The following is a 25778-nucleotide window of genomic DNA, read 5'->3' as shown; positions in this document are numbered from 1 at the left end:
AGCTACTCCACGACCTTCGGCACGAGGAAGAAATTCTCGTCAGTGGCCGGCGCGTTGGCGACGATATCGGCAGCCTTGTTGCCGTCGGTGACGATGTCTTGGCGCTTCTTCATCTCCATCGGCGTCACCGATGTCATCGGTTCGACGCCGGAGACATCGACCTCGTTCAGCTGCTCGACAAAGCCCAGAATGGCGTTCAGCTCGCCGGTCATGCGCTCGGCATCCTCCTCGCTCACCGCAATGCGGGCGAGACGCGCGACGCGCTTCACAGTTTGCAGATCAACGGACATGTCTTTAGCCTTTGGGAAAACCAGATGGCGCTATAGCGGCGTGGCGCGTGCCGCGCAACATCGATCGTGCTTGGGGAAGAGCCCTGTTCATGCCAGGGCGGCATTTCAGCCTAGGGCAGCGATACACCCTCGCACAGATAATAGCTGCCGCCATTGCCGGCCTGCTCGCCTTCGTCGGCGGTCGGGCGCACCGAGACGATGTCGATTTGGGTCGCGTTCATCTGCGTGATCGACAGTATATCGGGAAAGAGAAAGCCCGGCTCCTGGCAGATGGCAGTGACCGCCCAGCTCGGCGAGCGCGTCGCCTTGGTGACCTGGACGAACTCGCAATTATACTCGACGCTTTGCAGGCCGTCCGCCGACAAGATGACATTGCCGGTGTCGATCAGCGTCTGCAGCGTGTCCTTTTTGGCTTGCGCGCAAAGCTCCTGGGTCTGGAGGTAAACGCCCTTGATGAAGTCCTCGGCGGCGGATGCGGGCGACGCAGCGACCAGCATCGAAACGCAAAGAGTCTCTCTCAAACCCATGGTTTAATTCCCCTTTGCGACAAGGGATCGTTTCAACGATCGCTCTATAGTGTGATCGTTTGGCCGATGGCTGGCAAGGCTACGTCGACACCTGATCCTTCGAGGCCGGCCACGAACTTCTCCGCCGTCGCGTCGATGATCGGGAAGGTGCCGAAGTGGCATGGCACGACGGTGTCGAAGTGGAAGAAGCGCCGGCAGGCCAGGGCCGCCACCGCGCCGCCCATGGTGAAGCGGTCGCCGACCGGCACGAGGCCGATCTTCGGCTCATGCAATTCCTCGATCAGCGCCATATCGGAGAAGATGTCGGTGTCGCCCATATGGTAGAGCGTCTTGTCCTCCGGGAAATGCAGGACCAGCCCGTTGGGATTGCCGAGGTAGACGTTCTGGCCGCCATCGAGCCCAAACGACGAGGAATGCAGTGCCTGCACGAATGTGGTGGTGAAGGCACCGCAATCGACGGTGCCGCCATGATTGCCGGGATTGATCTTCTTGCCGTCGACGCCCTTGCCGACCAGGTACATGCAGATCTCGTAATTGGCGACCAGCTGGGCGCCGCTCTTCTTCAGCACCTCCACCGCGCCGCTGACATGGTCACTGTGGCCGTGGGTCAGAAGCACATGGGTGACGCCTTCCGCCGGCCCCTCCCAGCCGCTCGTCCATGATGGGTTGCCGACGAGATAGGGGTCGATCAGGATGGTCGCGCCTGATGTCTCGACGCGGAAGGCGGAATGTCCGTACCAGGTCAATTTCATCGATCGTGTTCCTCGATTTTGGTTGCGCCGGAAGATAGAACGCCGGCAGCAAAATTAAAGTGACATAGTGTGCTCGCGGTTCAAAAGAACGTGTCGCGCTCTTTGTGACGGCAAGTCTGGGTCACGGTTAGACTGGGTCACTGTAAAACTGGTTGGGGAAAGCCGTTGGGCATCATAGCAATCGAGGATCTGCCGGCACGGCTGGAGGGCGGCAGGACGCTGGCCGGACTCGACCTCGGCGACAAGACGATCGGTGTCGCCGTTTCCGACCGCGGCCTGTCCTTTGCCCATCCGCGCCCTGTCATCCTACGTAAAAAGTTTTCGCTGGATGCGGCAGCGCTGCTCGCCCAGCTGCAGAAGGATAATGTCGGCGCGTTTGTACTCGGCCTTCCTATCAACATGGACGGCTCGGAAGGTCCCCGCGCCCAGAAGTCGCGCGCCTTCGTGCGCAACATGGCAGGCATAACCGACTTGCCCTTCGTGCTGTGGGACGAGCGGCTGTCGACGGTGGCGGCGGAGCGGACGCTGATCGAGATGGATTTCTCGCGCCGAAAGCGCGCCGGTAAGATCGATTCGGCGGCTGCGGCCTTTATTCTGCAGGGAGTTCTGGACCGGCTCCAGTCGCTTGACCCACGCGATCGGACGGAACCGGATTCCCCGCCTGCCGCCTGACCCAGGCCGTGATGTTGCGGCGGCGGCGAAACGCCCACAATGCCATCAGCAGGAAGCCGTCAAAGACGCAGGCCCTTGCCACCATGCCCGGAATGATCGCCGGATCGATGCCCAGCATCTGCCCGTAGAGCTGAAACACGAAATCATGCAGCTGCCGGCTGAGCATGACGTAGCCGAAATTGATGTCGTTGAGCGACAGGAAGAACCAGCCCCAGAACAGAGCGAGTGGCGCGGCCCACAATGCGAACAGCGTGCGCATCAGTTACCGTCCCTGCGGCTGGAGCCGCCTCTGGGACCGCTGGGACCAATGTCCGGACGGCCGGAAATGCGCGACAGCAAGGAGCCGTGCGCGGCACCCTTGGCCATGGCATGGGCGGTGGCGCGACTCTCTGCCTCCCGCGAAACCATGACGGCGAAGACCGACCTCCGCTCGGCCAGCATGGCGACATAGGAGGCCAGAAGTGCCGCCAATTGCACGGCGACAACCAAAAACAGGCCGTTGATGCCTCGCGCTGCGCCGCCGATCAGGATCAGCGACAACACCGCGGATGCCGAAATGAAGGCGGTCCGCGCCACACTGTCGGCTCCGTCCGGGCTCGCTGCGGCGTTAACCAGACTCTCGACGAAGACCCAGCAAAACAGCACCGCCACGACCAGCAAGGCGATGGCCAGCGGCGCCACGACGGCAGCATTGTCGAGATCGGCCAGGCGAGTGTTTTCCACGACGACGCCGAGCACGCCCAGAGCGCCCGCAACGCCGCGGTTTCCATCGACACAGATGAACGCCAGCAGGGCGAAAACCAGCGCCCAGTGCAAGGCCAGAAAGGACGTCAAAATGTGCCGCATGGCATTCCTGCTTTGGTGGCAAAGACAGTGGGGTCTGCGGCCTGCGGCTGCAACGGAAACCATTCGTTAAGGTTAACGGCTTTCCACAGGCAGGCAAATTCGTTCGAGGCCTGGCGGAAGGCCCTCAATTCACCGGCGGATAGAGCGTGTCGACGATCATGCGCGCATCGTGGCGCGAATCGAGCATGCCATAGGTGTTGCGCCACTGGCCGGCGAGCCGCGTCTCGACGAAGGCGTCCGCAATCCGCCCTGCCCCCAGCCGGCGCAATTCCGCAGCTGCCGCCGACAGCGCCAGCTGTTCGGTCAGCAGGCGGGCCGACCCCTCATCGGTGCCGGCGACCTGCATGGCCGCCTTGAGCACGCCAATGGTTCCGCGTCCGCCGGCGCCGAGATCGCGGTCGATGCCGGCCAGCACCTCCTCGAACAGGCCGGGCGCGCGGCCGAGCACGCGCAGCACGTCGAGCGCCATGACATTGCCTGAGCCCTCCCAGATCGCATTGACCGGGGCTTCGCGGTAGTAGCGGGCGAGCGGCGCTTCCTCGACATAGCCATTGCCGCCGAGGCACTCCATCGCCTCATAGAGCAGTGGCGGCGCGATCTTGCAGACCCAGTATTTGACCACCGGGGTCATGGCGCGGGCAAAAGCAGCCTCGCCGCGGTCGCCGGCAGCCTCGTCGAAGGAGCGCGCCAGTCGGAACGAGAGTGCCGTGGCGGCGGCGACATCGAGCGCCATGTCCGCCAGCACGCGCTGCATCAGCGGCTGTTCGATCAGCGTCGAGCCGGCCACCTGGCGATGACGGGCGTGATGCACGGCCTCAGCCAGCCCCGCCCGCATGATTGCCGACGAGGCGACGGCGCAGTCGAGCCGGGTCAGCGTGACCATGTCCATGATCGTCTTTATGCCGGCGCCGGGCTCGCCGACCATCTCGCCGATGGCGTTGACGAACTCTACCTCCGATGAGGCGTTGGAGCGGTTGCCGAGCTTGTCCTTCAGCCGCTGAAAGCGGAAGCCGTTGCCGGAACCGTCGCCGAGGATGCGCGGGACGAGAAAGCAGGAAAGCCCTTCAGGCGCCTGTCCAAGCACGAGAAAAGCGTCCGACATCGGCGCCGACATGAACCATTTGTGGCCGGTGAGGCGATAAAAGCCGCTGCCGGCGCGTTCGGCCCGTGTGGTGTTGGCGCGCACGTCGGTGCCGCCCTGCTTTTCGGTCATGCCCATGCCGAGCGTCAGCCCGGTCTTGTCGACCGGCGGCTTCTGACTCTGGTCGTATTTGCGCGTCGTCACGCGCGGCGCCCATTCGCGAAACAGCTTTGGGCTGGCCATCAGGGCGGCCAGCGAAGCGCTGGTCATGGTGATGGGGCAGAGATGCCCGGTCTCGAGTTCGGCGGTCAGGTAGAAACGCGCGGCGCGCACCTGATGGCGACGGCCGATCTCGCTATCGCCGTTTTCCCAGATCGAGGAATGCAGGCCGCCGGCAACCGAGCGGCGCATCAGCGCATGATAGGCCGGATGGAATTCGACGAGGTCGATGCGCCGGCCCTGACGGTCATGCGTGCGGAGCTTCGGCGTCTCGACATTAGCGAGGCGCGCCAGCTCCTGCGCCTCCTGCGTCAGGACGAACCGGCCAAGCCCGTCGAGGTCCTTGCGCACCGGATCGGAAAAACGCTCGGCAAGCTGGATCAGCAACGGATCGCCCCGCCAGGCGTTGCCGCCCGTCAGCGGCGGCGGCTGGTTGGTCACGTCGTCGGTCACGCCCAATCCTTCTGAAAGTAGAAGGGCCTTCTAACGCTAGAAAGGCACTTATCATCACGAGGCTTCGAATCCGAAGCAATCGGCTAGATATAGCCCAAGGCAGGCGGCGCGCGCGACGAAAATACCGGGGAGAAAGGCCGCAATGCCAAGCTGACGCTTGCGGCAAGGAATTCTCCCCCCTATAGCAGCGCCTTGAGATGACCGACGCTTCGTCCCTGCCGCTTTATCCTCACCGCCATCTTCTGGGCATCCGCGATCTTTCCCCCGGTGACATCGAGCTTCTGCTCGACCGGGCCGATCGCGCCGTCGCCATTTCGCGGCAGTCCGAAAAGAAGACCTCGACGCTGCGCGGCCGCACCCAGATCAACCTCTTCTACGAAGCCTCGACGCGCACGCAGTCGTCGTTCGAACTGGCCGGGAAACGGCTCGGCGCCGACGTCATGAACATGTCGGTGGCGAGCTCTTCGGTGAAGAAGGGCGAGACGCTGATCGACACGGCCATGACTCTGAACGCCATGCGCCCCGACATCCTGATCATCCGCCACCAGTCTGCGGGCGCCGCTGCTCTTTTGGCGCAGAAGGTCGGCTGCTCGGTGGTCAATGCCGGCGACGGCGCGCATGAACACCCGACGCAGGCGCTGCTCGACGCGCTGACCATCCGCCGCGCCAAGGGGCCGCTGTCGAAACTGATCGTAGCGATCTGCGGCGACATCCTGCATTCGCGCGTCGCGCGTTCCAACATCATGCTCTTGAACGCGCTTGGCGCGCAGGTGCGGGTCGTGGCGCCGTCGACGCTGCTGCCCACCGGCATCGAGAAAATGGGCGTCATCGTCTCGCGCTCGATGGCCGAGGGCCTCAAGGGCGCCGACGTGGTGATGATGCTGCGCCTGCAGCGTGAGCGGATGGAAGGCGCCTTCGTGCCTTCGGTGCGCGAATATTTTCGCTATTTCGGCCTCGATGCCGAAAAGCTGAAGGCCGCCAAGGACGGCGCGCTGGTGATGCATCCCGGTCCGATGAACCGCGGCGTCGAGATTGCGTCCGAAATCGCCGACGGTCCCCAAAGCGTCATCCAGGAACAGGTCGAGATGGGTGTCGCCGTGCGCATGGCGGTGATGGAAGCGCTGCTCGACCCGCGCCGCAACGAGGGCCGGGTGGCATGAGCACGACGGTCTTTGAGCGCGCCCGCATCGTCGACCCGTCACGCGGCATCGACGAGGTCGGCACCGTCATCGTCGAAGGGAAAAAGATCGTTGCCGCCGGCAAGGCTGCCCTGAACCAGGGCCTGCCGGCGGGAGCCACCGTGGTCGACTGCGCCGGCAAGGCGATCATTCCCGGCCTGATCGACGCGCGCGTCTTCATCGGCGAACCGGGCGGCGAACATCGCGAGACCATCGCTTCGGCAAGCGTTGCGGCGGCGGCCGGCGGCGTCACCTCCGTCGTTATGATGCCCGACACCGACCCGGTGATCGACAATGTCGCGCTGGTCGAATTCGTGCTGCGCACCGCCCGGGACACGGCAAGCGTCAACATCTTTCCGGCGGCGGCGATCACCAAAGGCCTCGCCGGTCGCGAGATGACCGAATTCGGCCTGTTGCGCGAGGCCGGTGCGGTCGCCTTCACCGATGGGCGGCACACAATATCCAGCGCACTGGTGATGCGCCGGGCTCTCACCTATGCCCGCGATTTCGGTGGCGTCATCGCACATGAGACACAGGATGGCGACCTCGCTTCGGCAGGTGTGATGAATGAAGGCCTGTATGCCAGCTGGCTCGGCCTTGCCGGCATTCCGCGCGAGGCCGAGTCCATCCCGCTGGAGCGCGACCTGGCGCTGGCACGGCTGACGCGCGGCGCCTACCACGCGGCCAAGATCTCGACGGCGATGGCAGCGCAAGCGATGACGCGCGCGAAAGCCGACAAGGCCAATGTCACGGCGGGCGTGGCGATCCACAATCTGTCGCTGAACGAGAACGATGTCGGGGAATACCGCACCTTCTTCCGGCTGACGCCGCCTTTGCGCGCGGAGGAAGACCGGCTGGCCATGATCGAGGCGGTCAAGGACGGCACGATCGACATCATCGTCTCCTCGCACGACCCGCAGGATGTCGACACCAAGCGCCTTCCCTTCGCCGATGCAGCTGCCGGCGCGATCGGGCTGGAGACGCTGCTTGGAGCAGCGCTTCGGCTCTACCACAATGGCGACGTGCCGCTGCTTCGGCTGGTCGAAACACTGTCCACCGCACCAGCAAGGCTGTTCGGCCTGCCGGGCGGCACGCTGAAGCCGGGAGCGCCGGCCGATCTTGCGCTGATCGACCTCGAAGAACCCTGGATCGTCAGTGAAAGCGGCATCCGCTCGCGCTCGAAAAACACCTGCTTCGAAGGTGCGCGGCTGCAAGGCATGGTCTTGCAAACGCTGGTGGCGGGCCGCACAGTGTTTTCGAGCTAGAGCGATCGCGCTACGTCGCCGACCGATATTCTGCTGGGGAAATGCGGGGGAAACAATGAGTTACAACGTTATCCTGGCATTGCTGTTCGGCTATCTCCTCGGCTCGATTCCCTTCGGCCTCTTGATCACCCGCGCCGCCGGCCTCGGCGATGTGCGCAAAATCGGCTCCGGCAATATCGGCGCCACCAACGTTCTGCGCACCGGCAACAAGGGCCTCGCCGCCGCGACGTTGGTGCTCGACGCGTTGAAGGGTACGGCGGCGGTGATGATCGCGCGCCATTTTGGACACGACTACGGACTGTGGGCCGGCCTTGGACTCTGGGCGGGCCTTGGCGCCTTCCTTGGCCATCTGTTTCCGGTCTGGCTCGGTTTCAAGGGCGGCAAGGGCGTGGCGACCTATCTCGGCGTGCTGATCGCGCTCGGCTGGCATGTGGCGCTGATCTTTATCGTCGTCTGGCTGGCGATGGCTTTTCTGTTTCGCTATTCCTCGCTGGCAGCGCTGACGGCGGCGGTCATCGTGCCGATCGCGCTTTATTTCTGGAGCACACCTGAGACCGCCGGGCTGTTCCTGGTGATGAGCCTGATCGTCATCTTCAAACATCGCGCCAACATTTCGCGCCTTCTTGCCGGCACCGAAGGCAAGATCGGAGCCAAGGGTTGAGCAAGCCCGCCGCCGGGCCGCGCCTCAGCGACCGGCAGCGGCTGAGCTGGCTGCGGCTGATCCGCACACAAAATGTCGGCCCGGCCTCGTTTCGCGAATTGATCAACCGCTTTGGTTCGGCGGAGGCGGCGTTGGAGATGCTGCCCGAGCTGATGATTTCGGGCGGAGCCAAAAGGATCATGCGCATTCCTTCCGTGGAGGAAGCCGAAGCGGAACTCGACGCAGCCAGTGAAAACGGCGCCCGCTTCGTCGGCATCGGCGAGGCCGACTACCCGCCGATGCTGAAAAACATGGACAATCCGCCGCCACTGATTGCCGTGAAGGGCGAGGCAGCCGTCTTTCGCCTGCCGGCGGTGGCCATCGTCGGCGCCCGCAACGCGTCGCTCGCCGGCATCAAGATGGCGCGCATGCTGGCGGCGGATCTTGGCCGCGACGGCTACGTCATCGTTTCCGGCCTGGCGCGCGGCATCGACACGGCAGCACACCAGGGCAGTCTCTCGACTGGTACAGTGGGTGTGCTGGCCGGTGGGCTCGATGTCCCCTACCCGCCCGAAAATATCGGCTTGTGCGAAGACATTGCCGAGCGTGGCGGCGCCGTTATTTCGGAAATGCCGTTCGGCTGGCAGCCGCGGGCGCAGGATTTTCCGCGCCGTAACCGGCTTGTCGCGGGCGCCGCCCTCGGACTGGTGGTCATCGAAGCTGCGCAACGCTCCGGCTCGCTGATCAGCGCGCGCCTGGCCGGCGAGATGGGCCGGCTGGTCTTTGCCGTACCGGGTTCGCCGCTCGATCCGCGCTGCGCCGGCTCCAACGGCCTGCTCAAGGACGGCGCCACCCTGGTCACCGAGGCGGCCGATGTTTCCGGTGCGATCGCACCATTGGCGGGCACGCGAACGCGAAGCATTGCGCCGCCAGAAAAGGCACCCGATTTTTCGGCAACTCCCCCGCCCGGTGAGGACGAACGCAGCGGCGTGATCGAGGTGCTGGGCCCAACGCCGGTGGGCGTGGACGAGATCATCCGCCACACCGGCCTCAACGCCGCGCAAGTCTCCATGGTGCTGCTGGAACTCGACCTTGCAGGCCGCATCGAGCGCCATGCCCGCGGCAATGTCTCATTGGTTACGTGACGTTCCAGCCGATCCCGCCGCACGTCGGCCGCAACTCACGCGTCGAGGGCCACGCCGGCGTCGCCAACGCCGGTACAGATGCCACCGCAGGGTACTTTCCAGGCGGCTCTCGGAAAGAACTCCGCCATTCCAGGGCTCTCCGTTGCACTGACGATCACGCTCGCGATGGCATACTCGACAGCTGACGAAAACCGGGCTCGACAGTCTGCGCATCAGTCAGCGGAACAGATACTTCGATACCTCCGGATTGCCACGGCGCCACATCACATTGTCGAGAAAATAATGGTGCACATTGATGAAGATGAGCACGATGAAGAAGAACAGCGATGACCCCAGCACTTGCCTGTCATAGGGAATCAAAGCCGTCAGCGCGGATGGGATCAGCCAGAAGCCGAGATAGCCAAGGGCCGTGCCGCCGACGATGAAGCCGAGGAGCCGAAACCTGTAGAGGGGGCCAAGAAAGGACAGGATTTTCGGCTGCGGATCGCCTTCGGCATCGGAACTGTCTCGCTCGACGTTCGTCTGGTAGCGCCAGACCACGGCGAGATACTGCAGCGAGTGGAGCGCGGGCACGATCAGCAGCCAAAGCGGGTTTACGCGCGCAATCAAGATCCAGAGATAGAGCGACGCCACATAGGCCACCAAACCGTTATAGGGCAGGCCGCCGCCGTTCTTCCGCCAACGATTGACCAGCATCAACAGCGTGGCCGCCGTCGACGCAACGGCCGCCAGCATGGCGATTCTGGTGACCCAGGAAGGGGCCGCGAATGTGTAATAGTCCAGGCCATAATATTTGCCCTGGGTGACCGCCGTATTCGTCTGCAGCCACGCCAGGATCCACACGGCATAGGAGTTGACCAGCAGCACCTTCTTGTCGCGGTCGTCGAAGAATTTGCGCTTCAGCACCGCATCCACCATCAGCATGCCGTAGCCCTGCTTGACGTAGTGCCAACCGACAAAAAAGAACATGGCGTTGGTGGCATAGCCGAGCAGGCGCGTGTTCGCCGCCGCGGCGCCATAGGCAAAGAACCCGGCCATGACCAGGGGCACGACAATGCCCGCGAAGATGTAGCGGAGCTGCAAGCTCCTGTCGTAGCCGTCGCCCGTCACCTTGCGCCCGAAATTGCGGTAGAAGAGCTGGTAGGAGTGGGCGAAGTGGGGATAGTTCACGAGATAGGCCACGAAGACCATCGTTGCGGCCACCGGACCTTCATATTCGAGCGGAACGAGAAACAGCACCGGCAGGATGAGAAAGGCGCTGCCGCCCAGCATGAGGAAATCGGCGACCCGGCCGAAGAGGTACTTTTGAGGCGCCGCCGCCTTAGGAGCGACAGCATCCGCCGAAAGCTGAAGTGTCATGTCAGAACCCTCCCCTGGGAAAGGCTGAGTTTAGCCATCGACTGGGATGGGGACAAGGTTGGAGCTGCCGCTCCGCGCCCGAACACTGGACCATCCTGCTGTTTCGCCAATGGTCTCGATCCGCCATGGCTTGAACCCGTGAACCTCTCGATAAAAAAGGTGGGGGCCCTCCGCTGTTAAAAAAGCGCACCACCCCAATTTACGACTAACATGTTAGTGTGCTAGCACAACATACATACCTGCTTCGGAGACCTTCCGGTGACATCACGCTTTGGCCTTTCGGCCGCTCTCGCCACGCCTTTCGATGCCCGCGGGCAGATAGCCACCGCCCCCATGATCGCTCAGGCCAAAAGTTGCCTGGCGCAGGGTTGCGGCAGCGTGACGCTTTTCGGCACCACAGGGGAAGGCGCATCGGTGGGCACGACGGAGCGGCGGTCGGTGACCGAAGCCATGCTGGCTGCTGGAATCCTGCCGCATCAACTCGTTGCCGGCGTGCTGGTCGGCGCCGCCGAAGACGCCGCCGAACAGGCACAGCATGCCTTGCAGCGCGGCGCCCGAAACATTCTGCTGGCCCCGCCAAGCTACTTCAAGAATGTCGGCGAGGACGGTCTTTTCGGCTGGTTCTCCGCCGTCTTTGCCGCGCTCGGCCCCCTCGCCCGTGACGTGCTGCTCTACAACATCCCTTCGGTTACCATGGTGCAGCTTTCGCTTGGCCTGATCGGCCGGTTGCGCACTGCTTTTCCCGACGTGGTCGCCGGGGTGAAGGATTCCGGTGGAAATTGGAGCTACAGCGAGGCGCTGCTTGCCGCCCATGGCGATCTGGTGATCCTGATCGGCGATGAAAGGCATCTGGCGCGTGCGGTGCGACTGGGTGCTCAAGGCGCAATCTCGGGCATGGCCAATTTCGTCCCGGGCGAAATCCGCGCCATGGCCGAGGACGGGCGCGACGATCCTCGCGTCGAGAGTTTTGTGCTCGAATTGCTCAAATATCCGGTCACCCCGGCGGTAAAGGTGATGGTGGCGCGCAAGACCGGCGACGAGCGCTGGCTGGCGGTCCGTCCGCCGCTGGAGCCGATCGCGTTGCAAGGGCAGCAGCAGCTTGCCTCAGCCTATGACAGCTTGTTTGCCAGGGAACCGGCCTGACCGGCAAAGGGAAGCGCGCCGAAATGGAAGACGGCAACGAACCGACCACCCTCAGGGAGAAGGCCTATGCCAGCTTCACGCGGCATTTGCTGGCGCGCGACTTCAAGCCAGGCCAGTTCGTGTCGCAACGTGAGCTGGTTGCCTTCACCGGACTGCCGCTCGGCGCCATTCGCGAGATCGTGCCGCGTCTCGAGGCGGAAGGACTGCTGACGACCATTCCGCAGCGCGGCATGCAGATCGCCCATATAGATATCAGCCTGATCCGCGAGGCCTTTCAGTTCCGCCTGTTCATGGAGCGTGAAGCGGTGGCGCTGTTTACGGTCAGCGCCTCCGATGCCGAGCTTGCCCGCTTGCGGCGCGAGCATGAGGACATGCATGCCCAGGCGCTGGCGCAGACCCCGACGCCGGAGATGGAGGCCAAGGCGCAGACCATCGACTGGGCCATGCACGACACGTTCATCGATGCGCTGGGCAACGAGATCATCGCCAAGGCCTATCTGGTCAATTCGGTGAAGATCCGCCTGATCCACCAGGAGCGGTTCCGTATCGACGGGCGCGTCGTGCCGGTGATGCGCGAGCACCTGGCGGTGATCGAAGCCATGGAGAGCCGCGATCCAGGGAAGGCGGTCGAGGCGATCAGTCTGCATATCGACAAGGCGCGCCGGCTGGCGCTGCAGATCTGAGGAAACCTGAGCCGCACCGCGGTCCGCGATGCAATCGACAACGACAACAACCGGGAGGAAGACATGTCGTCCAATCTGTTCAACCCAACCAGGAGGCAACTGCTTCAGGGAACCGCGGCGCTTGCCGCCGCCGGCTTTGCGGGCGTTCGCCCAAGCTTTGCCGCCGGCGTCGACTGGAAGCGCTTTGCGGGAACGACGCTTGACGTCAATCTGGTGAAAAGCCCGCGCAGCGACACGCTGATAAAATACATCGCCGAGTTCGAGGAACTGACCGGGATCAAGGTCAATGCCGAAGCGACGCCTGAACAGCAGCAGCGCCAGAAGACGGTGATCGAACTGAGCTCCGGCAAACCGAGCTTCGACGTCGTGCATCTGAGCTACCACGTGCAGAAGCGCCAGTTCGAAAAGGGCGACTGGCTGGCCGACATATCAGGCTATCTCGCTGACCCGACCCTGACCGATCCTGCGCTGGTGGAAACCGATTTCGCCGATGCCGGCATGCTGTTTGCCAAGGACGGCCAGGGCGTGTTGCGCTCGCTGCTTTCTCAGTCGACTACTGGATCGTCTACTGGAACAAGGAATTGTTCGAGGCCAAGGGCCTCAAATACCCTGAAACCTTCGAGCAACTGGTGGCGGCCGCCGAAGCGCTGACCGACCCGTCGACCAACACCTACGGCTTTGTCGCCCGCGGCCTCAAGAACGCCAACACGCCGGTGTGGACGTCGCTTATGCTCGGCTACGACATGACGCCGCTCGACGACAAGGGCAAGCTGCGCACGACCTCGCCCGAGGCGGTCGAGGCGGCCAGCCTCTACCAGCGGCTGATGACCAAGTCGGCGCCTCCAGGCGTCACCGGATTCAACTGTGCCGAAGCCCAGTCCGCCTTCCTGCAAGGCAAGATCGGGATGTGGTTCGATGGCGTCGGCTTTGCCCCGCCAATGGAAAATCCGGAAAAGTCACGAGTTGTCGGCAAGGTTGGCTACGGCGTCATGCCCAAGGGGCCTAAGGCGCATGCCGCCGGCACCTTTGGCGACGGCCTCGGCGTGACGGCCGCCAGCGAGAAGAAGGAGGCCGCCTACCTCTTCTGCCAGTGGGCGATTTCGCCCGCGATGGGCGCGCGCCTGCTGCAGGCGGGTGCCGGCGTGCCGTTCCGCAAGTCGGTGCTGGAAAATCCCAAGGTGCGCGAAGGCGTCACCATGCCGGCGAGTTGGCTCGATGCCGTGGTCGGCTCGGGCAATGTCAGCCGGCTGTCGCTGCCGGTCATCATTCCGGTCACCGAGTTCCGCGACATCTATGGCGTGGCGCTGACCAATCTGATCGCCGGCGCCGATCCGGCGGAGGAACTGAAGAAGGCCACCGAGCAGTTCCAGCCGGTGCTCGACCGGAGCGAGCAAGGCTGATGTCCGCCATCACCCCAGAACGCACCGGGGTGACGACGCAAGCCATCGAAGGGAGCCAGACCATCCGGCTGGCTCCCAACTACTGGCCTTTCGTCGTCCCGGCGCTCGTCGTCGTCGGCGCCGTGATCGTCTTTCCCTGGGCCTTCACACTGTGGATGAGCGTCAACCGCTGGACCCTCGGCCAGGCGCGAAGCTTTGCCGGGATGGAAAATTACCTGCGGCTGGCCGTCGACCAACGCTTCTGGGAATCGCTTTTCCATACGCTGACCTACACGGCGCTTTCGGTTGCGGCGCCGATGTTCCTCGGCACTGTCGCGGCGCTGATCTTCGACGCCAAATTTCCGCTGCGCGGCCTGTTGCGCGGCGTCTTCGTCATGCCGATGATGGCAACGCCAGTCGCCGTGGCGCTGGTCTGGACGATGATGTTCCATCCCCAGCTCGGCGTGCTCAACTATCTGTTGTCGCTGGTCGGCATCCCGGCGCAGGAATGGATCTTTAATGCCAGGACGGTCATCCCGTCCCTGGTTGCGGTCGAGACATGGCAGTGGACGCCGCTGGTGATGCTGATCGTGCTGGGCGGCTTGGCCTCCGTGCCGCGCGAGCCCTTCGAGAGCGCCGAGATCGATGGCGCCAACGCCTGGCAGCAATTCCGCTATCTCACCTTGCCGATGATCGCGCCGTTCCTGATGATCGCGATGATCATCCGCACCATCGATGCGCTGAAAAGTTTTGACATCATCTATGCCATGACCCAGGGCGGACCGGGCACGGCCTCGGAAACCATCAACATCTATCTCTACAACACCGCCTTCTCCTACTACGACATCGGCTATGGCTCGGCCATGGCCGTGGTGTTCTTCATCGTCATCGTCGCGCTGTCCTTCATCCTGCTGATGCTGCGCCAGCGCTCCCAATGGATCGGGGTGGAGGGCAAATAGATGAGTTCACGGCTGCTCAACCGGATCGGGCTGTTTTTCGCGGCTCTGGTCTTCGTCTCGCCGGCGATCCTGTTCTTCCTCTGGATGGTCTCGCTGTCGCTGAAGTTCGAGATCGACAACGGTGCATACCCGCCGATTCTGATCCCGGAACATCTCGCCTGGTCGAACTATGTGAAGGTATTCGAGGAGAACAATTTCCTGCTCTATTTCTGGAATTCGGTTCTGGTGACGGGCACGGCAACGTTGCTGGCGCTGCTGATCGGCGTGCCGGCGGGCTATGGCATCGCGCGGCTCAAGGCCGAACGCTCGGCGGTGGTCATCATGATCGCCCGCATGACGCCGGGGCTTTCCTATCTCATTCCGCTGTTCCTGCTGTTCCAGTGGGTCGGCATTCTCGGCACACTGTGGCCGCAGATTATCATCCATCTGGTGGTGACGGTGCCGATCGTGGTCTGGGTGATGATCGGCTATTTCGAGACCACGCCGATGGAGCTGGAAGAAGCGGCCAACATTGATGGCGCCAGTTCCTGGCAGGTGTTCCGGCTGGTCGCCTTGCCCATCGCCAAGCCGGGCATTGTCGTCGCCTTCATCCTGTCGATCATCTTCTCATGGAACAATTTCGTCTTCGGCATTGTGCTCGCCAGCCGCGAGACTCGCACGCTGCCGGTCGCCGTCTACAACATGCTTTCCTACGAGCAGGTGAGCTGGGGTCCGCTCGCCGCCGCAGCACTTGTGGTGACGCTGCCGGTGCTGGTGCTGACCCTGTTCGCGCAAAGGCAGATCGTCGCCGGGCTGACCGCAGGCGCCGTCAAGGGCGGCTGAGGCACGGCCCCGACATCACTCATTTCCGGGAGAAATCCAATGGCATCGGTAACAATCAACAACGTTCAGAAGGCTTTCGGAGCCGCCAAGATCATCCACGATGTCAGCGTCGACATCGCCGATGGCGAATTCGTCATCCTGGTCGGGCCGTCGGGCTGCGGAAAGTCGACGCTGCTGCGCATGATTGCCGGACTGGAAACGATCTCGGGCGGCAGGATCGCCATTGGCGATCGCGTCGTCAACAATCTCAGGGCGCGCGACCGAAACATCGCCATGGTGTTCCAGAACTACGCGCTCTATCCGCATATGACGGTGGCCGACAATATGGGCTTTGCCCTGAAGATCAAGAAAGCCGATCCGGCCGACACCGCCGGCCGCGTCGGCAGGGCCGCCAGCATTCTCGGCCTGGACAAGCTGCTCGACCGCTATCCGCGTCAGCTTTCCGGCGGCCAGCGCCAGCGCGTCGCCATGGGCCGCGCCATCGTGCGCGACCCGCAGGTGTTCCTGTTCGACGAGCCGCTGTCCAATCTCGACGCCAAATTGCGCGTGCAGATGCGCGGCGAGATCAAGGCGCTGCACCAGCGGCTCGGGACCACAACCATCTACGTCACGCACGACCAGATCGAGGCCATGACCATGGCCGACAAGATCGTCGTGCTGCATGACGGCCTTGTCGAGCAGATCGGCGCGCCGCTCGATCTCTACGATCGCCCGGCCAACCTCTTCGTTGCCGGCTTCATCGGCTCGCCGGCGATGAATTTCATTCGCGGCCATGTCGAGGAAGGCGTTTTCCGCAGCGCCGGTGGACTGATCTTGCCGCTGCCAGAAGGCATCGACCTGACCAACATACCCGGCCGCGACCTCATCTACGGCATCCGCCCCGAACACATCCGAGCGACGACCGCCAAAGGAATCCCCGGCACGATCGTGCTTCTGGAAGCAACGGGTTCGGAAATCTTTGCCCGGGTCGACTGCGCCGGAGAAGAAATCTCCTGCCTTTTCCGCGAGCGGCTGGCACTGAAACAGGGCGAGCAGATGCGCATCGAGATCGACCGCGCCTGCGCTCATCTGTTCGACGTCAAGACCGGGCGGCGATTGTAGGGGGCGATGGGGGCTGCTGACAGGGCAACTTCCGCACGAAATATTTCTGGTGAGCGCGTCGGGGTTCGAACCCGAGACCTACTGATTAAAAGTCAGTTGCTCTACCGGCTGAGCTACGCGCTCCCGCGGGCTCTAAAGGCCGCCCTCGAAATTGCGCGGAACATAGGGAGAGTGCCGCGACCGGTCAACCGGAAAAAGATGGCCGTTCCACCGGGGTTTCGGCCATCGCCCGACGCGCCGCAAATTGCGTCGTCACCAGCCCGGTGAGCCGCTCCCGCAACGTGGTCGCCGCTTCGATCTGTTGGCGCGCGAAACGCGCCTTTTCTCACGCGCCAAATTCGAGAAACATTACAAATCAGCAACTTACTGTTTTGGTGGGAACCATCGCACGAGCGGGCCGTTTTCGTCTCACAAGGGACGTCAACCACCCTTCAAGGAGAAGATCATGAACAAGATCGCAACGGGTCTACTGGCGACCACCCTGTCAATTTCGTTTGCCGCGGCCGCCGCTATGCCGGCCAATGCCGCCCAGATGTTCGTGCCCCAGTCATCAGCAACTTCGTCCGACATCGTGAATGTGGGCGATTCTCGTCATGACAACTGGCGGTGGATGCGCCATGGCAACCGCAATTCCGGCAATCGCGATTTCCGCGTAGGCCGCCAATTCTCGCGCAACAATGATGGCGGCAGCTATTGGAATGGCCATCGCGGCTATCGCGAATATCACCGCGGCTATCGCCGTCACGGCGACTACTGGTTCCCGCTGGCTGCCTTCGCCACCGGCGCCTTGATCACCGGCGCGATCGTCAACAGCGAGAACAACCGCGGCGATGCGCATGTGCAGTGGTGCTACGACCACTATCGGTCGTACCGCGCTTCGGACAACACATTCCAGCCCAATTACGGCCCGCGTCGGCAGTGCAATTCGCCCTATTGAGCTGAGTTGGTACCAAGTGTTGTGTAGAAAAGCCCGCGCCGGCAACGGCGCGGGCCGTTCCGTAGGTTGCTTGGGTACGGGCGCGGCGGATTAGCTGGCCCAATTGACGCTCTTGAAGATCAGATACAGGGCTCCGCCTTCACCACGCGGAGAACGGTATGCGCCGAGGCCGTTGCAGATTCGAACCGCAACTGCGGTCATCTTCCAGCCGAGCACTTCCAGGTCGTTGTTCAAAGCTATCGCATAGGATTGAGCCAGCTCATCAATGGAATGCTCCTGTCCGAATGACCGAACCAGCTTTGCGTCGGCAAGCAGTTCGCCAGGCAGGTTTGAATTTGCCCAAGCCCAGAGCCAGTTGCTGGCCTTGGCACTCGTCGATCCGGCGATTTGGATTTCGGCGACGACCTTGGTGATGCCGTTGTCCGAGAACAGAAGCTTTCCTTCTGTCAGATCATAGTCATAGCGAGGCCAACTGCCGAGTCGGAACGCCTGCTGCAAGCGTGCATTCTTTGCATCCAATTGTTCGACAGCCTCGTCGCGCCAGGCGACATACCAGTGTGGATTCATCCCCTTCCCCCGCCACGATTTACTACCGTACGCTCAGCGTCCGGCGCACCGCATCGCGCCAGCCGGCCAGTTTTGCCGAACGCACCGTGGCATCCATGTCCGGCTTGAAGCGGCGCTCGAGCGCCCAGCTATTGGCAAAATCCTTCGCCTTCGGCCACACGCCTGCTTTCGAGCCGGCAAGCCACGCCGCACCCAGCGCCGTCGTCTCCAGAATGGTCGGGCGATCGACCGGCGCATCGAGGATATCGGCCAGCCGCTGCATGGTCCAGTCGGAGGCCACCATGCCGCCGTCGACGCGAAGCACGGTTTTGGCCGACGCCCCCTTCCAGTCCTTGCGCATTGCGTCGAGGAGATCGCGCGTCTGGTAGGCGACGGATTCCAGCGCCGCGCGGGCGAACTCCGCCGGGCCAGAGTTGCGGGTCAGCCCGAAGATCGCGCCACGCGCCTCGGCGTCCCAATGCGGCGCGCCGAGACCGACGAAAGCCGGCACCAGATAGACGTTCTGCGTGGGGTCGGCGGTTGCCGCCAAAACGCCGCTATGCTCGGCCTTGCCGATCACCTTGATGCCGTCGCGCAGCCATTGCACGGCGGCACCCGCGATGAAGATCGAGCCTTCCAAGGCATAGGTAGTCTTGCCGTTCAGCCGATAGGCGATGGTGGTCAACAGCCGGTTCTTCGAGCGCACCAGATCGGCGCCGGTGTTGAGCAGCGCAAAGCAGCCGGTGCCATAGGTCGATTTCATCATGCCTGGCTCGAAACAGGCCTGGCCGATGGTCGCTGCGTGCTGATCGCCGGCCACGCCAAGGATTTTGATTTCGGCGCCAAACAGGCTTTTTTCCGTCACGCCGTAGTCGTCGGCGCAATCCTTGACCTCAGGCAGCATCGCCACCGGGATGCGCAGGATGGAGAGCAGCTCGTCGTCCCAGACATTTTTCTCGATGTTGTAGACCAGCGTGCGCGAGGCGTTGGTGGCATCTGTCGCATGCACCTTGCCGCCGGTCAGCCGCCAGATCAAAAAACTGTCGATGGTGCCGGCGAGCAGTTCGCCCTTTTCGGCGCGCTTTCTCGCACCGTTCACCTTGTCCAGCATCCAGGCGATCTTGGTGCCGGAGAAATAGGGATCGAGCAGCAGGCCGGTTTTTCTGGTGAACTTTTTCTCCAGGCCGTGTTTCTTCAGCTTCTGGCAGAGCGGCGCGGTGCGGCGGTCCTGCCAGACGATGGCATTGTGGATCGGCTTGCCGGTCGCCTTGTCCCAGATGACGACGGTTTCGCGCTGGTTGGTGATGCCGATCGCCGCCACATCCGAGGCCTCGCGGCCGGCGGCCTTCAGCGCGCCTTTGACCGTCGCGACGACGCTTGCCCAGATCTCTTCCGGATCATGCTCCACCCAGCCGGAGGCAGGATAATGCTGCGTGAATTCCTGCTGCTTGCTGCCGGCGACCTTCATCGCGCCGTCGAACAGGATCGCCCTGGTCGATGTCGTACCCTGGTCGATTGCAAGGATGTATCCGGTCATTAGTCCTCCCGGTAGCTCGCCTATACAAACAGGGGAGACGGCAAGATGCCGCCTCCCCGTTCACTATGATCCTGGCGCGTACGCCAAGATTACTTCTGCCAGCTCTTCACCAGTTCGTCGTAGTTGATGGTGATCGGCTTTTCCTTCTCGTTCTCGATCTTCAGCTGAGGCGCGAGATTGCCGTTCTTGACCGCGTCGGCGTTCCAGTAGGCGAGGTCATGCTCTTCGGCCATCTTCGGGCCGATATCGCCCTGGACGCCCGACTTCTCGATGCGGGTCATGACTTTTTCCTGCTCGGCGCAGAGCGAGTCCATGGCTTCCTGCGCCGTCTTGGCGCCGGACGAGGCATCGCCGATCGCCTGCCACCAGAGCTGTGCCAGCTTCGGATAATCGGGCACGTTGGTGCCGGTCGGCGACCACTGAACGCGGGCCGGCGAGCGGTAGAACTCGATCAGACCACCGAGCTTCGGCGCACGTTCGGTGAAGCTCTTGTCGTGGATCGTGCTTTCGCGGATGAAGGTCAAGCCGACATGGCTCTTCTTCACGTCGACCGTCTTCGAGGTCACGAACTGCGCGTAGAGCCAGGCGGCCTTGGCGCGGTCGGTCGGCGTCGACTTCATCAGCGTCCAGGAACCCACGTCCTGATAGCCGAGCTTCATGCCGTCCTTCCAGTAGACGCCATGCGGCGACGGGGCCATGCGCCACTTCGGCGTTCCGTCGTCGTTCAGCACCGCCTTGGCGCCGGCGTCGACCATCGAAGCGGTGAAGGCGGTGTACCAGAATATCTGCTGCGCGACCGCACCCTGTGCCGGCACCGGGCCGGATTCGGAGAAGGTCATGCCTTGGGCTTCGGCCGGAGCGTAGGCCTTCAGCCAGTCGAGGTATTTCTGGATCGAGTAGACGGCAGCCGGGCCGTTGGTGTCGCCGCCGCGCGCCGTGCAGGAGCCGACCGGCTGTGATTTCTCGTTGACCTTGATGCCCCATTCGTCGACCGGCAGGCCGTTCGGCAGGCCCTTATCGCCGTTGCCGGCCATCGACAGCCAGGCATCAGTGAACCGCCAGCCGAGCGACGGGTCCTTCTTGCCGTAGTCCATGTGGCCATAGACCTTCTTGCCGTCGATCTCGCGGCCGGTGAAGAACTCGGCGATGTCCTCATAGGCCGACCAGTTGACGGGAACGCCGAGGTCGTAGCCGTATTTCGCCTTGAAGTCGGCCTTGTTCTTCTCGTCGTTGAACCAGTCGTAACGGAACCAGTAGAGGTTGGCGAACTGCTGGTCGGGCAGCTGATAGAGCTTCTTGTCCGGCGCGGTGGTGAAGGAGGTGCCGATAAAATCCTTCAGGTCGAGGTTCGGATTGGTAACGTCCTTGCCCTCGCCCGCCATCCAGTCGGTCAGGTTGCGGACCTGCTGGTAGCGCCAGTGGGTGCCGATCAGGTCGGAATCGTTGACCCAGCCGTCATAAAGGTTCTGGCCGGTCTGCATCTGGGTCTGGATCTTCTCGACGACGTCGCCTTCCTGGATGACGTCATGCGTGATCTTGATGCCAGTGATGGCGGTAAAGGCCGGCGCCAGCACCTGCGATTCATACTGGTGGGTGGCGATGGTTTCGGACACGACCTTGATGTCCATGCCGGCGAAAGGCTTCGCGGCATCGATGAACCACTGCATTTCTGCTTCCTGGCCGGCGCGGTCGAGCGTCGACAGCGGGCCGATTTCCTTGTCCAGAAACGCCTTGGCCTCATCCATTCCGGCGTAGGCGTTGCCTACCCCGAGCAACAGGACAAGGGCAGTTGTTGATGTTAAAAATTGCCGTCGCATAGGTTTCCTCCACATTTAGGTTTCAAGTGCGATCTGGAACGGCCGCCGGCACGCGGTCGATCCAACAGTTTCCCCCTCTATACGTAGCGGAACACGCCGGCGGCGTAGACCACGGAGAGAGCGAGAGCCCACCACAGGTTGGATCCGACAAGACCCAGCCAAGCGAGATGGATAAAGGCGCTGCCAAGCAGCGACAGAAAAAGACGGTCGCCGCGCGTCGTCTCGAAGCGCAGGACGCCGACGCGCGGATTGCCGCCCGGCGAGGCAAATTCCCAAAACGCCATGCCGCACAGCAGCAGAAGAATGGTGCCGAAGAACGCCGCCGTCGGCCACGTCCACGCCATCCAGGTGAGGTCGAGATTCATGGTGACACCCTCCCCAGGGCAAAGCCATTGGCGGTGGTGGTGAGGATGAACCCGTGCTTTTGTTTCATCACACCCTCCCCAGGGCGAAGCCCTTGGCGATGTAGTTGCGGACAAACCAGATGACGAGCGCGCCGGGGATCAGCGTCAGCACGCCGGCGGCGGCGAGCAGGCCCCAATCCATGCCGGCGGCCGAAACGGTGCGGGTCATGGTGGCGGCGATGGGCTTGGCGTCAGTGGTGGTCAGCGTGCGGGCGATCAAAAGTTCGACCCATGAGAACATGAAGCAGAAGAAGCAGGCGACACCGATGCCACTGGCGATCAGCGGCATGAATATCCTGACGAAGAAGCGCGGGAAGGAGTAGCCGTCGATATAGGCTGTTTCGTCGATCTCTTTGGGCACGCCCGACATGAAGCCTTCGAGGATCCACACCGCCAGCGGCACGTTGAACAGGCAGTGCGCCAGCGCCACAGCGATGTGGGTGTCGATCAGGCCGAAGGCCGAATAGAGCTGGAAGAATGGCAGCGCGAACACCGCCGGCGGCGCCATGCGGTTGGTCAGCAACCAGAAGAACAGATGCTTGTCGCCGAGGAAGCGGTAGCGCGAAAAGGCGTAGGCCGCCGGCAGCGCCGCAGCCACGGAAATCACCATGTTCATGACAACATAGGTGATCGAGTTGATGTAGCCCGAATACCAGGACGCATCGGTGAAGATAGTGACGTAGTTGGCGATCGTAGGCTGATGCGGATAGAGCGTCAGCGAGGAGACGATCTCGGCATTGGTCTTGAAGCTCATGTTGATGAGCCAGTAGATCGGCAGCAGAAGCACGATGATGTAGATCGTCGGCACGATCCACCACCAGCGCGATTCCTCGCCGCGCTTGCGCATCAGCCGGGCGACCTGATCCTGCGAAAGCGTGCTCGCCAATTTTCCCGAAGCGGTGGTTTCGCTCACTCTGTCGGCTCTTTCGTTGGCGCCGCTCATCTCAGCGCTCCGCGTCGTAGTTGGTCATCACGGTGTAGAACACCCACGACAACAACAGGATGATCAGGAAGTAGACCAGCGACATGGCGGCCGCCGGACCGAGGTCGAACTGGCCGAGCGCGGTCTTGACGAGGTCGATCGACAGGAAGGTCGTCGAGTTGCCGGGGCCGCCGCCGGTGACGACGAAGGGCTCGGTGTAGATCATGAAGCTATCCATGAAGCGCAACAGCACGGCGATCAAAAGCACACGCTGCATCTTCGGCAGCTGGATATAACGGAACACCGCCCAGCGCGAGGCGCCGTCGATCTTGGCCGCCTGGTAGAAGGCATCCGGGATCGAGACCAGGCCGGCATAGCAGAGCAGCACGACAAGGCTGGTCCAGTGCCAGACGTCCATGATGATGATGGTGACCCAGGCGTCGAACGGATCCTGAACGTAATTGTAGTCGATGCCGAGCGCGTTGACGTAGTAGCCGAGCAGGCCGATGTCGTTGCGGCCGAAGACCTGCCAGATGGTGCCGACGACGTTCCACGGAATGAGCAGCGGCAACGACATAAGCACCAGGCAGACCGGCACGCCCCAGCCCTTCTTCGGCATGTTGAGCGCGATGAATATGCCGAGCGGCACTTCGATGGCCAGAATGATGAAGGAGAAGATCAGGTTGCGCACCATCGCTTCCCAGAAGCGGCTGGACGACAGCAGTTCCTCGAACCACTGGGTGCCTGCCCAGAAGAAGACGTTGTTGCCGAAGGTGTCCTGCACCGAATAGTTGACGACCGTCATCAGCGGAATGACGGCCGAGAACGCCACCAGCACCAGCACCGGCAGCACCAGGAACCAGGCCTTGTTGTTCCAGGTCTTTTCCATCTATGCCCCCATCTCGACACGCCCCATCTCAACCAGCCAGGAATCGGCATAGATGTTGATGCCGGCCGGATCGAAGCGAACCTTTGGGTCGGCCGGCACGCTCTCGTCCTCGCCGATGACGGCAGCGATCTCGCGGCCTTCGAGGCTGGCGCGCACCACCTTGTGGCGGCCGAGATCCTCGACCTTGCTGATTTTAACCGCCATGCCGTCACGGCCGAGCCTGACATATTCGGGGCGGATGCCGAGTTCGATGGCGCCGGAGCTCCCAGCGGCGGTCTTTGGCGCGCCGGGCAGCTCGATGCGTTGGCTGCCAATGGTCGCGGTCTTGCCGTCGATCGCCACCGGCATGACGTTCATGCCGGGCGAGCCGATGAAGTAACCGACGAATGTGTGGCGCGGGCGCTCAAACAATTCAGCCGGCGTGCCGATCTGGACGATGCCGCCATCATACATGACGACGACCTGGTCGGCGAAGGTCAGCGCCTCGGTCTGGTCATGGGTGACATAGACCATGGTGTAGCCGAAGCGGCGGTGCAGTTGCTTCAACTGCGATCGCAGCACCCACTTCATGTGCGGATCGATAACCGTCAGCGGTTCGTCGAACAGGATGGCATTGACATCCGAGCGCACCAGGCCGCGGCCGAGCGAGATCTTCTGCTTCTGGTCGGCGGTCAGGCCCCTCGCCTTCTTCTTCGCCCACGACGCCAGGTCGATCATCTCCAGCGTCTCGCGCACCTTGCGGTCGACATCGGCCTCCGGCACGCCGCGATTGCGCAGCGGGAAGGCAAGATTGTCGTAAACGGTCATGGTGTCGTAGATGACCGGGAACTGGAACACCTGCGCGATGTTGCGCTCCTGCGTCGACAGATTGGTGACGTCCTTGCCGTTGAACAACAACTCACCGTGCGAGGGGTGCAGAAGTCCCGAAATGATGTTGAGCAGCGTGGTCTTGCCGCAACCCGAGGGCCCAAGCAGCGCATAGGCGCCGCCATCCTCGAATGTGTGGTGCACTTCCCGCAGCGCAAAATCGGCATCCTTCTGCGGATTGGGCAGGTAGGAGTGCCTGACATGGTTGACGTCGATGCGCGCCATCTCTTCCCCCTCAGGCCGCAAGCTTCGGCGCGGCGACGGCGCTGCCGTTGCTGTCGAAGACCATGATGTGGCGCGGATCGATAAACACCTCGATCTCGGCGTCCGGCTCGAAATCCCGGATGCCGTGGGTCAGCATGACCCAGCGCGCATCGGCAAAATCGAGGTGGATGAAGCTTTCCGAGCCGGTGATCTCGGTGATCGTCACCTTGGCGCGCACCGGCACCGCGGCAGCGTTGGGCCGCTCGAGCGACAGATGATGCGGCTGGAAGCCGATCGTGTAGTTGGCGTCGGCAATTCCGGCGAGTTCTGCCGGTACCGGCAGCTTGACGCCGCCCTCGAGAAGGAAATCCGGACCTTTCTTGGCCAGCACGATGGTGTTGAGCGGCGGATCGGCAAAGGTTTTCGCCGTCACCAGGTCGATCGGCTTGCGGAAGACGTCGATGGTCGGCCCGAATTGAGTGATCCGCCCCTCGGACAGCGTCGCCGTATTGCCGCCGAGCAGCAAGGCTTCATGCGGCTCGGTCGTGGCGTAGACGAAAATGGTGCCGGCGGCGGCAAATATCTTGGGCAGTTCGGCGCGCAGCTCCTCGCGCAATTTGTAGTCGAGATTGGCGAGCGGCTCGTCGAGCAGCACCAGGCTGGCATTCTTGACGATGGCGCGAGCCAGCGCCGTACGCTGCTGCTGGCCGCCGGACAGGCTGAGCGGCGTGCGGTCGAGATAGGGTGTGAGCTTCAAAAGCCCTGCCGCGTTGCGGACTTCCTTGTCGATCTTGGCCTGGTCGGTGCCGGCGACGCGCAATGGCGAGGCGATGTTCTCGTAGACGGTCATCGCGGGGTAGTTGATGAACTGCTGATAGACCATGGCGATCTTGCGCTGCTGCACCGGCATGCCGGTGACATTCTGGCCGTCGAACCAGACTGAACCGGTGGTCGGCACGTCGAGTCCGGCCATCAGCCGCATCAGGCTGGTCTTGCCCGACAGTGTCGGCCCGAGCAAAACGTTGAGCGAGCCGTGCTGAAGCGTCAGCGACACGTCGCGGATATGCTCCACCGCGCCGACCATCTTCGTCACGTTTCTCAGTTCCAGCATGATGCCTCCTCCCAGGCTTTGTGCATCAAT

26 protein-coding genes, 1 tRNA gene and 1 pseudogene are annotated in these 25778 nt (G+C 62.8%); 12 read left to right on the top strand and 16 right to left on the bottom strand.

All coding sequences use genetic code 11. From position 1 onward, the window contains the following. Positions 1-2: 2 nt before the first annotated feature. From gatC to NKI32_RS09635, 3 genes are all read right to left on the bottom strand, one after another. Positions 3-290 (bottom strand): Asp-tRNA(Asn)/Glu-tRNA(Gln) amidotransferase subunit GatC, encoded by a 288-nt coding sequence (gatC, locus tag NKI32_RS09645; protein WP_023670999.1) that lies wholly within the window; start codon positions 288-290, stop codon positions 3-5. Positions 291-400: 110 nt separating this feature from the next. Then, positions 401-817, bottom strand: a complete 417-nt coding sequence (locus NKI32_RS09640; RefSeq protein WP_023670998.1) for a hypothetical protein — start codon at positions 815-817, stop codon at positions 401-403. A 44-nt stretch (positions 818-861) separates the two neighbouring features. Further along, positions 862-1569 (bottom strand): metal-dependent hydrolase, encoded by a 708-nt coding sequence (locus tag NKI32_RS09635; RefSeq protein WP_023684673.1) that lies wholly within the window; start codon positions 1567-1569, stop codon positions 862-864. Between the two features lie 165 nt (positions 1570-1734). Between NKI32_RS09635 and ruvX the strand changes: the two genes are divergently transcribed. Then, positions 1735-2241, top strand: a complete 507-nt coding sequence (gene ruvX / locus NKI32_RS09630; protein WP_023724364.1) for a Holliday junction resolvase RuvX — start codon at positions 1735-1737, stop codon at positions 2239-2241. On the opposite strand, the gene NKI32_RS09625 is transcribed toward ruvX, so the two are convergent. The 3 genes from NKI32_RS09625 to NKI32_RS09615 all read right to left on the bottom strand — a co-directional run bounded on the left by NKI32_RS09625 (position 2159) and on the right by NKI32_RS09615 (position 4840). After that, a complete protein-coding gene (locus NKI32_RS09625; RefSeq protein WP_023693426.1) occupies positions 2159-2500 on the bottom strand; it encodes a DUF6105 family protein in 342 nt (113 codons plus the stop codon). The genes ruvX and NKI32_RS09625 overlap by 83 nt on opposite strands. Beyond that, complete coding sequence (locus tag NKI32_RS09620) at positions 2500-3087, bottom strand: hypothetical protein (RefSeq protein WP_023730136.1); 588 nt, start codon at positions 3085-3087, stop codon at positions 2500-2502. The genes NKI32_RS09625 and NKI32_RS09620 overlap by 1 nt, the downstream gene beginning before the upstream one ends. 124 nt (positions 3088-3211) lie before the next feature. Next, entirely contained in the window at positions 3212-4840 is a 1629-nt protein-coding gene (locus NKI32_RS09615; RefSeq protein ID WP_023688598.1) for a DNA alkylation response protein, read from the bottom strand. A gap of 197 nt (positions 4841-5037) precedes the next feature. On the opposite strand from NKI32_RS09615, the gene NKI32_RS09610 reads away from it, so the two are divergent. From NKI32_RS09610 to dprA, 4 genes are read left to right on the top strand one after another with little or no spacing between them, the layout of a single operon-like run. Further along, positions 5038-6000: an aspartate carbamoyltransferase catalytic subunit gene (locus NKI32_RS09610; RefSeq protein ID WP_023684668.1), complete on the top strand. Its 963-nt coding sequence runs from the start codon at positions 5038-5040 to the stop codon at positions 5998-6000. Beyond that, positions 5997-7283, top strand: coding sequence for a dihydroorotase (locus NKI32_RS09605; protein ID WP_023706213.1), 1287 nt, complete (start codon positions 5997-5999; stop codon positions 7281-7283). The genes NKI32_RS09610 and NKI32_RS09605 overlap by 4 nt, the downstream gene beginning before the upstream one ends. A 55-nt stretch (positions 7284-7338) precedes the next feature. After that, positions 7339-7944: a glycerol-3-phosphate 1-O-acyltransferase PlsY gene (gene plsY / locus NKI32_RS09600; RefSeq protein WP_023696534.1), complete on the top strand. Its 606-nt coding sequence runs from the start codon at positions 7339-7341 to the stop codon at positions 7942-7944. Further along, a complete protein-coding gene (dprA, locus tag NKI32_RS09595) occupies positions 7941-9068 on the top strand; it encodes a DNA-processing protein DprA (RefSeq protein ID WP_353002545.1) in 1128 nt (375 codons plus the stop codon). Before plsY ends, dprA begins: the two co-directional genes overlap by 4 nt. Positions 9069-9284: 216 nt before the next feature. Here dprA and NKI32_RS09590 read toward each other — a convergent pair whose 3' ends face one another. After that, positions 9285-10427: a hypothetical protein gene (locus NKI32_RS09590; protein WP_352462313.1), complete on the bottom strand. Its 1143-nt coding sequence runs from the start codon at positions 10425-10427 to the stop codon at positions 9285-9287. Positions 10428-10685: 258 nt separating this feature from the next. Here NKI32_RS09590 and NKI32_RS09585 point away from each other — a divergent pair, with 258 nt between their 5' ends. From NKI32_RS09585 to NKI32_RS09560, 6 genes and pseudogenes are all read left to right on the top strand, one after another. Next, positions 10686-11570 carry a dihydrodipicolinate synthase family protein gene (locus NKI32_RS09585; protein WP_023754888.1) on the top strand — a complete coding sequence of 295 codons (885 nt, stop codon included), beginning with the start codon at positions 10686-10688 and terminating at the stop codon, positions 11568-11570. A 23-nt stretch (positions 11571-11593) separates the two neighbouring features. Further along, complete coding sequence (locus NKI32_RS09580; protein ID WP_023706209.1) at positions 11594-12253, top strand: GntR family transcriptional regulator; 660 nt, start codon at positions 11594-11596, stop codon at positions 12251-12253. 63 nt (positions 12254-12316) lie between these two features. Further along, a pseudogene (locus tag NKI32_RS09575) lies at positions 12317-13653 on the top strand (ABC transporter substrate-binding protein). Further along, the gene (locus NKI32_RS09570; RefSeq protein WP_023693414.1) at positions 13653-14591 is read left to right on the top strand and encodes a carbohydrate ABC transporter permease; all 939 of its coding nucleotides are present in this window, start codon (positions 13653-13655) and stop codon (positions 14589-14591) included. The pseudogene NKI32_RS09575 and the gene NKI32_RS09570 overlap by 1 nt, the downstream one beginning before the upstream one ends. Next, on the top strand, positions 14592-15413 hold the full coding sequence (locus NKI32_RS09565; protein WP_023684659.1) for a carbohydrate ABC transporter permease: 822 nt from the start codon (positions 14592-14594) through the stop codon (positions 15411-15413). It abuts the gene before it with no gap. Between the two features lie 39 nt (positions 15414-15452). Then, positions 15453-16514, top strand: a complete 1062-nt coding sequence (locus NKI32_RS09560; RefSeq protein ID WP_353002544.1) for an ABC transporter ATP-binding protein — start codon at positions 15453-15455, stop codon at positions 16512-16514. A gap of 47 nt (positions 16515-16561) precedes the next feature. Here the strand turns inward: NKI32_RS09560 and NKI32_RS09555 are convergent. Then, positions 16562-16637, bottom strand: a tRNA-Lys gene (locus NKI32_RS09555). Between the two features lie 322 nt (positions 16638-16959). Between NKI32_RS09555 and NKI32_RS09550 the strand changes: the two genes are divergently transcribed. After that, the gene (locus NKI32_RS09550; protein ID WP_023693412.1) at positions 16960-17451 is read left to right on the top strand and encodes a BA14K family protein; all 492 of its coding nucleotides are present in this window, start codon (positions 16960-16962) and stop codon (positions 17449-17451) included. A gap of 90 nt (positions 17452-17541) precedes the next feature. Here the strand turns inward: NKI32_RS09550 and NKI32_RS09545 are convergent, their stop codons facing one another. The 8 genes from NKI32_RS09545 to NKI32_RS09510 form a co-directional block, all read right to left on the bottom strand. After that, the gene (locus tag NKI32_RS09545; protein ID WP_023670980.1) at positions 17542-18018 is read right to left on the bottom strand and encodes a DUF6882 domain-containing protein; all 477 of its coding nucleotides are present in this window, start codon (positions 18016-18018) and stop codon (positions 17542-17544) included. Between the two features lie 22 nt (positions 18019-18040). Next, positions 18041-19534 carry a glycerol kinase GlpK gene (glpK, locus tag NKI32_RS09540; protein ID WP_353002543.1) on the bottom strand — a complete coding sequence of 498 codons (1494 nt, stop codon included), beginning with the start codon at positions 19532-19534 and terminating at the stop codon, positions 18041-18043. Between the two features lie 89 nt (positions 19535-19623). Continuing rightward, entirely contained in the window at positions 19624-21351 is a 1728-nt protein-coding gene (locus NKI32_RS09535) for an ABC transporter substrate-binding protein (RefSeq protein ID WP_023670978.1), read from the bottom strand. Between the two features lie 77 nt (positions 21352-21428). Then, positions 21429-21716 (bottom strand): DUF2160 domain-containing protein, encoded by a 288-nt coding sequence (locus tag NKI32_RS09530; RefSeq protein WP_353002542.1) that lies wholly within the window; start codon positions 21714-21716, stop codon positions 21429-21431. Between the two features lie 67 nt (positions 21717-21783). Beyond that, positions 21784-22698, bottom strand: coding sequence for a carbohydrate ABC transporter permease (locus NKI32_RS09525; RefSeq protein ID WP_023670976.1), 915 nt, complete (start codon positions 22696-22698; stop codon positions 21784-21786). Between the two features lies 1 nt (position 22699). Then, on the bottom strand, positions 22700-23566 hold the full coding sequence (locus NKI32_RS09520) for a carbohydrate ABC transporter permease (RefSeq protein WP_023670975.1): 867 nt from the start codon (positions 23564-23566) through the stop codon (positions 22700-22702). Continuing rightward, complete coding sequence (locus NKI32_RS09515) at positions 23567-24658, bottom strand: ABC transporter ATP-binding protein (protein ID WP_023730147.1); 1092 nt, start codon at positions 24656-24658, stop codon at positions 23567-23569. A gap of 10 nt (positions 24659-24668) precedes the next feature. After that, entirely contained in the window at positions 24669-25748 is a 1080-nt protein-coding gene (locus NKI32_RS09510; protein WP_023684650.1) for an ABC transporter ATP-binding protein, read from the bottom strand. Positions 25749-25778: the final 30 nt, after the last annotated feature.

Source organism: Mesorhizobium sp. M0761 (assembly GCF_040320205.1).
GTDB lineage: Bacteria > Pseudomonadota > Alphaproteobacteria > Rhizobiales > Rhizobiaceae > Mesorhizobium.
The sequence above is the reverse complement of the archived record's forward strand: the minus strand, read 5'-3'. Positions and strand labels throughout refer to the sequence as shown.

Excerpts from the sequence above, each read along its gene's own strand:
- NKI32_RS09635 (WP_023684673.1), bottom strand. The coding sequence starts at position 1,569 with ATGAAATTGACCTGGTACGGACATTCCGCCTTCCGCGTCGAGACATCA.
- NKI32_RS09620 (WP_023730136.1), bottom strand. The coding sequence starts at position 3,087 with ATGCGGCACATTTTGACGTCCTTTCTGGCCTTGCACTGGGCGCTGGTT.
- NKI32_RS09570 (WP_023693414.1), top strand. The coding sequence starts at position 13,653 with ATGTCCGCCATCACCCCAGAACGCACCGGGGTGACGACGCAAGCCATC.
- NKI32_RS09610 (WP_023684668.1), top strand. The coding sequence starts at position 5,038 with ATGACCGACGCTTCGTCCCTGCCGCTTTATCCTCACCGCCATCTTCTG.
- NKI32_RS09550 (WP_023693412.1), top strand. The coding sequence starts at position 16,960 with ATGAACAAGATCGCAACGGGTCTACTGGCGACCACCCTGTCAATTTCG.
- NKI32_RS09545 (WP_023670980.1), bottom strand. The coding sequence starts at position 18,018 with ATGAATCCACACTGGTATGTCGCCTGGCGCGACGAGGCTGTCGAACAA.
- NKI32_RS09520 (WP_023670975.1), bottom strand. The coding sequence starts at position 23,566 with ATGGAAAAGACCTGGAACAACAAGGCCTGGTTCCTGGTGCTGCCGGTG.
- NKI32_RS09590 (WP_352462313.1), bottom strand. The coding sequence starts at position 10,427 with ATGACACTTCAGCTTTCGGCGGATGCTGTCGCTCCTAAGGCGGCGGCG.
- NKI32_RS09640 (WP_023670998.1), bottom strand. The coding sequence starts at position 817 with ATGGGTTTGAGAGAGACTCTTTGCGTTTCGATGCTGGTCGCTGCGTCG.
- NKI32_RS09580 (WP_023706209.1), top strand. The coding sequence starts at position 11,594 with ATGGAAGACGGCAACGAACCGACCACCCTCAGGGAGAAGGCCTATGCC.
- NKI32_RS09560 (WP_353002544.1), top strand. The coding sequence starts at position 15,453 with ATGGCATCGGTAACAATCAACAACGTTCAGAAGGCTTTCGGAGCCGCC.
- NKI32_RS09525 (WP_023670976.1), bottom strand. The coding sequence starts at position 22,698 with ATGAGCGGCGCCAACGAAAGAGCCGACAGAGTGAGCGAAACCACCGCT.
- NKI32_RS09625 (WP_023693426.1), bottom strand. The coding sequence starts at position 2,500 with ATGCGCACGCTGTTCGCATTGTGGGCCGCGCCACTCGCTCTGTTCTGG.
- NKI32_RS09515 (WP_023730147.1), bottom strand. The coding sequence starts at position 24,658 with ATGGCGCGCATCGACGTCAACCATGTCAGGCACTCCTACCTGCCCAAT.
- gatC (WP_023670999.1), bottom strand. The coding sequence starts at position 290 with ATGTCCGTTGATCTGCAAACTGTGAAGCGCGTCGCGCGTCTCGCCCGC.
- plsY (WP_023696534.1), top strand. The coding sequence starts at position 7,339 with ATGAGTTACAACGTTATCCTGGCATTGCTGTTCGGCTATCTCCTCGGC.
- NKI32_RS09530 (WP_353002542.1), bottom strand. The coding sequence starts at position 21,716 with ATGAATCTCGACCTCACCTGGATGGCGTGGACGTGGCCGACGGCGGCG.
- NKI32_RS09565 (WP_023684659.1), top strand. The coding sequence starts at position 14,592 with ATGAGTTCACGGCTGCTCAACCGGATCGGGCTGTTTTTCGCGGCTCTG.
- NKI32_RS09535 (WP_023670978.1), bottom strand. The coding sequence starts at position 21,351 with ATGCGACGGCAATTTTTAACATCAACAACTGCCCTTGTCCTGTTGCTC.
- glpK (WP_353002543.1), bottom strand. The coding sequence starts at position 19,534 with ATGACCGGATACATCCTTGCAATCGACCAGGGTACGACATCGACCAGG.
- NKI32_RS09605 (WP_023706213.1), top strand. The coding sequence starts at position 5,997 with ATGAGCACGACGGTCTTTGAGCGCGCCCGCATCGTCGACCCGTCACGC.
- NKI32_RS09510 (WP_023684650.1), bottom strand. The coding sequence starts at position 25,748 with ATGCTGGAACTGAGAAACGTGACGAAGATGGTCGGCGCGGTGGAGCAT.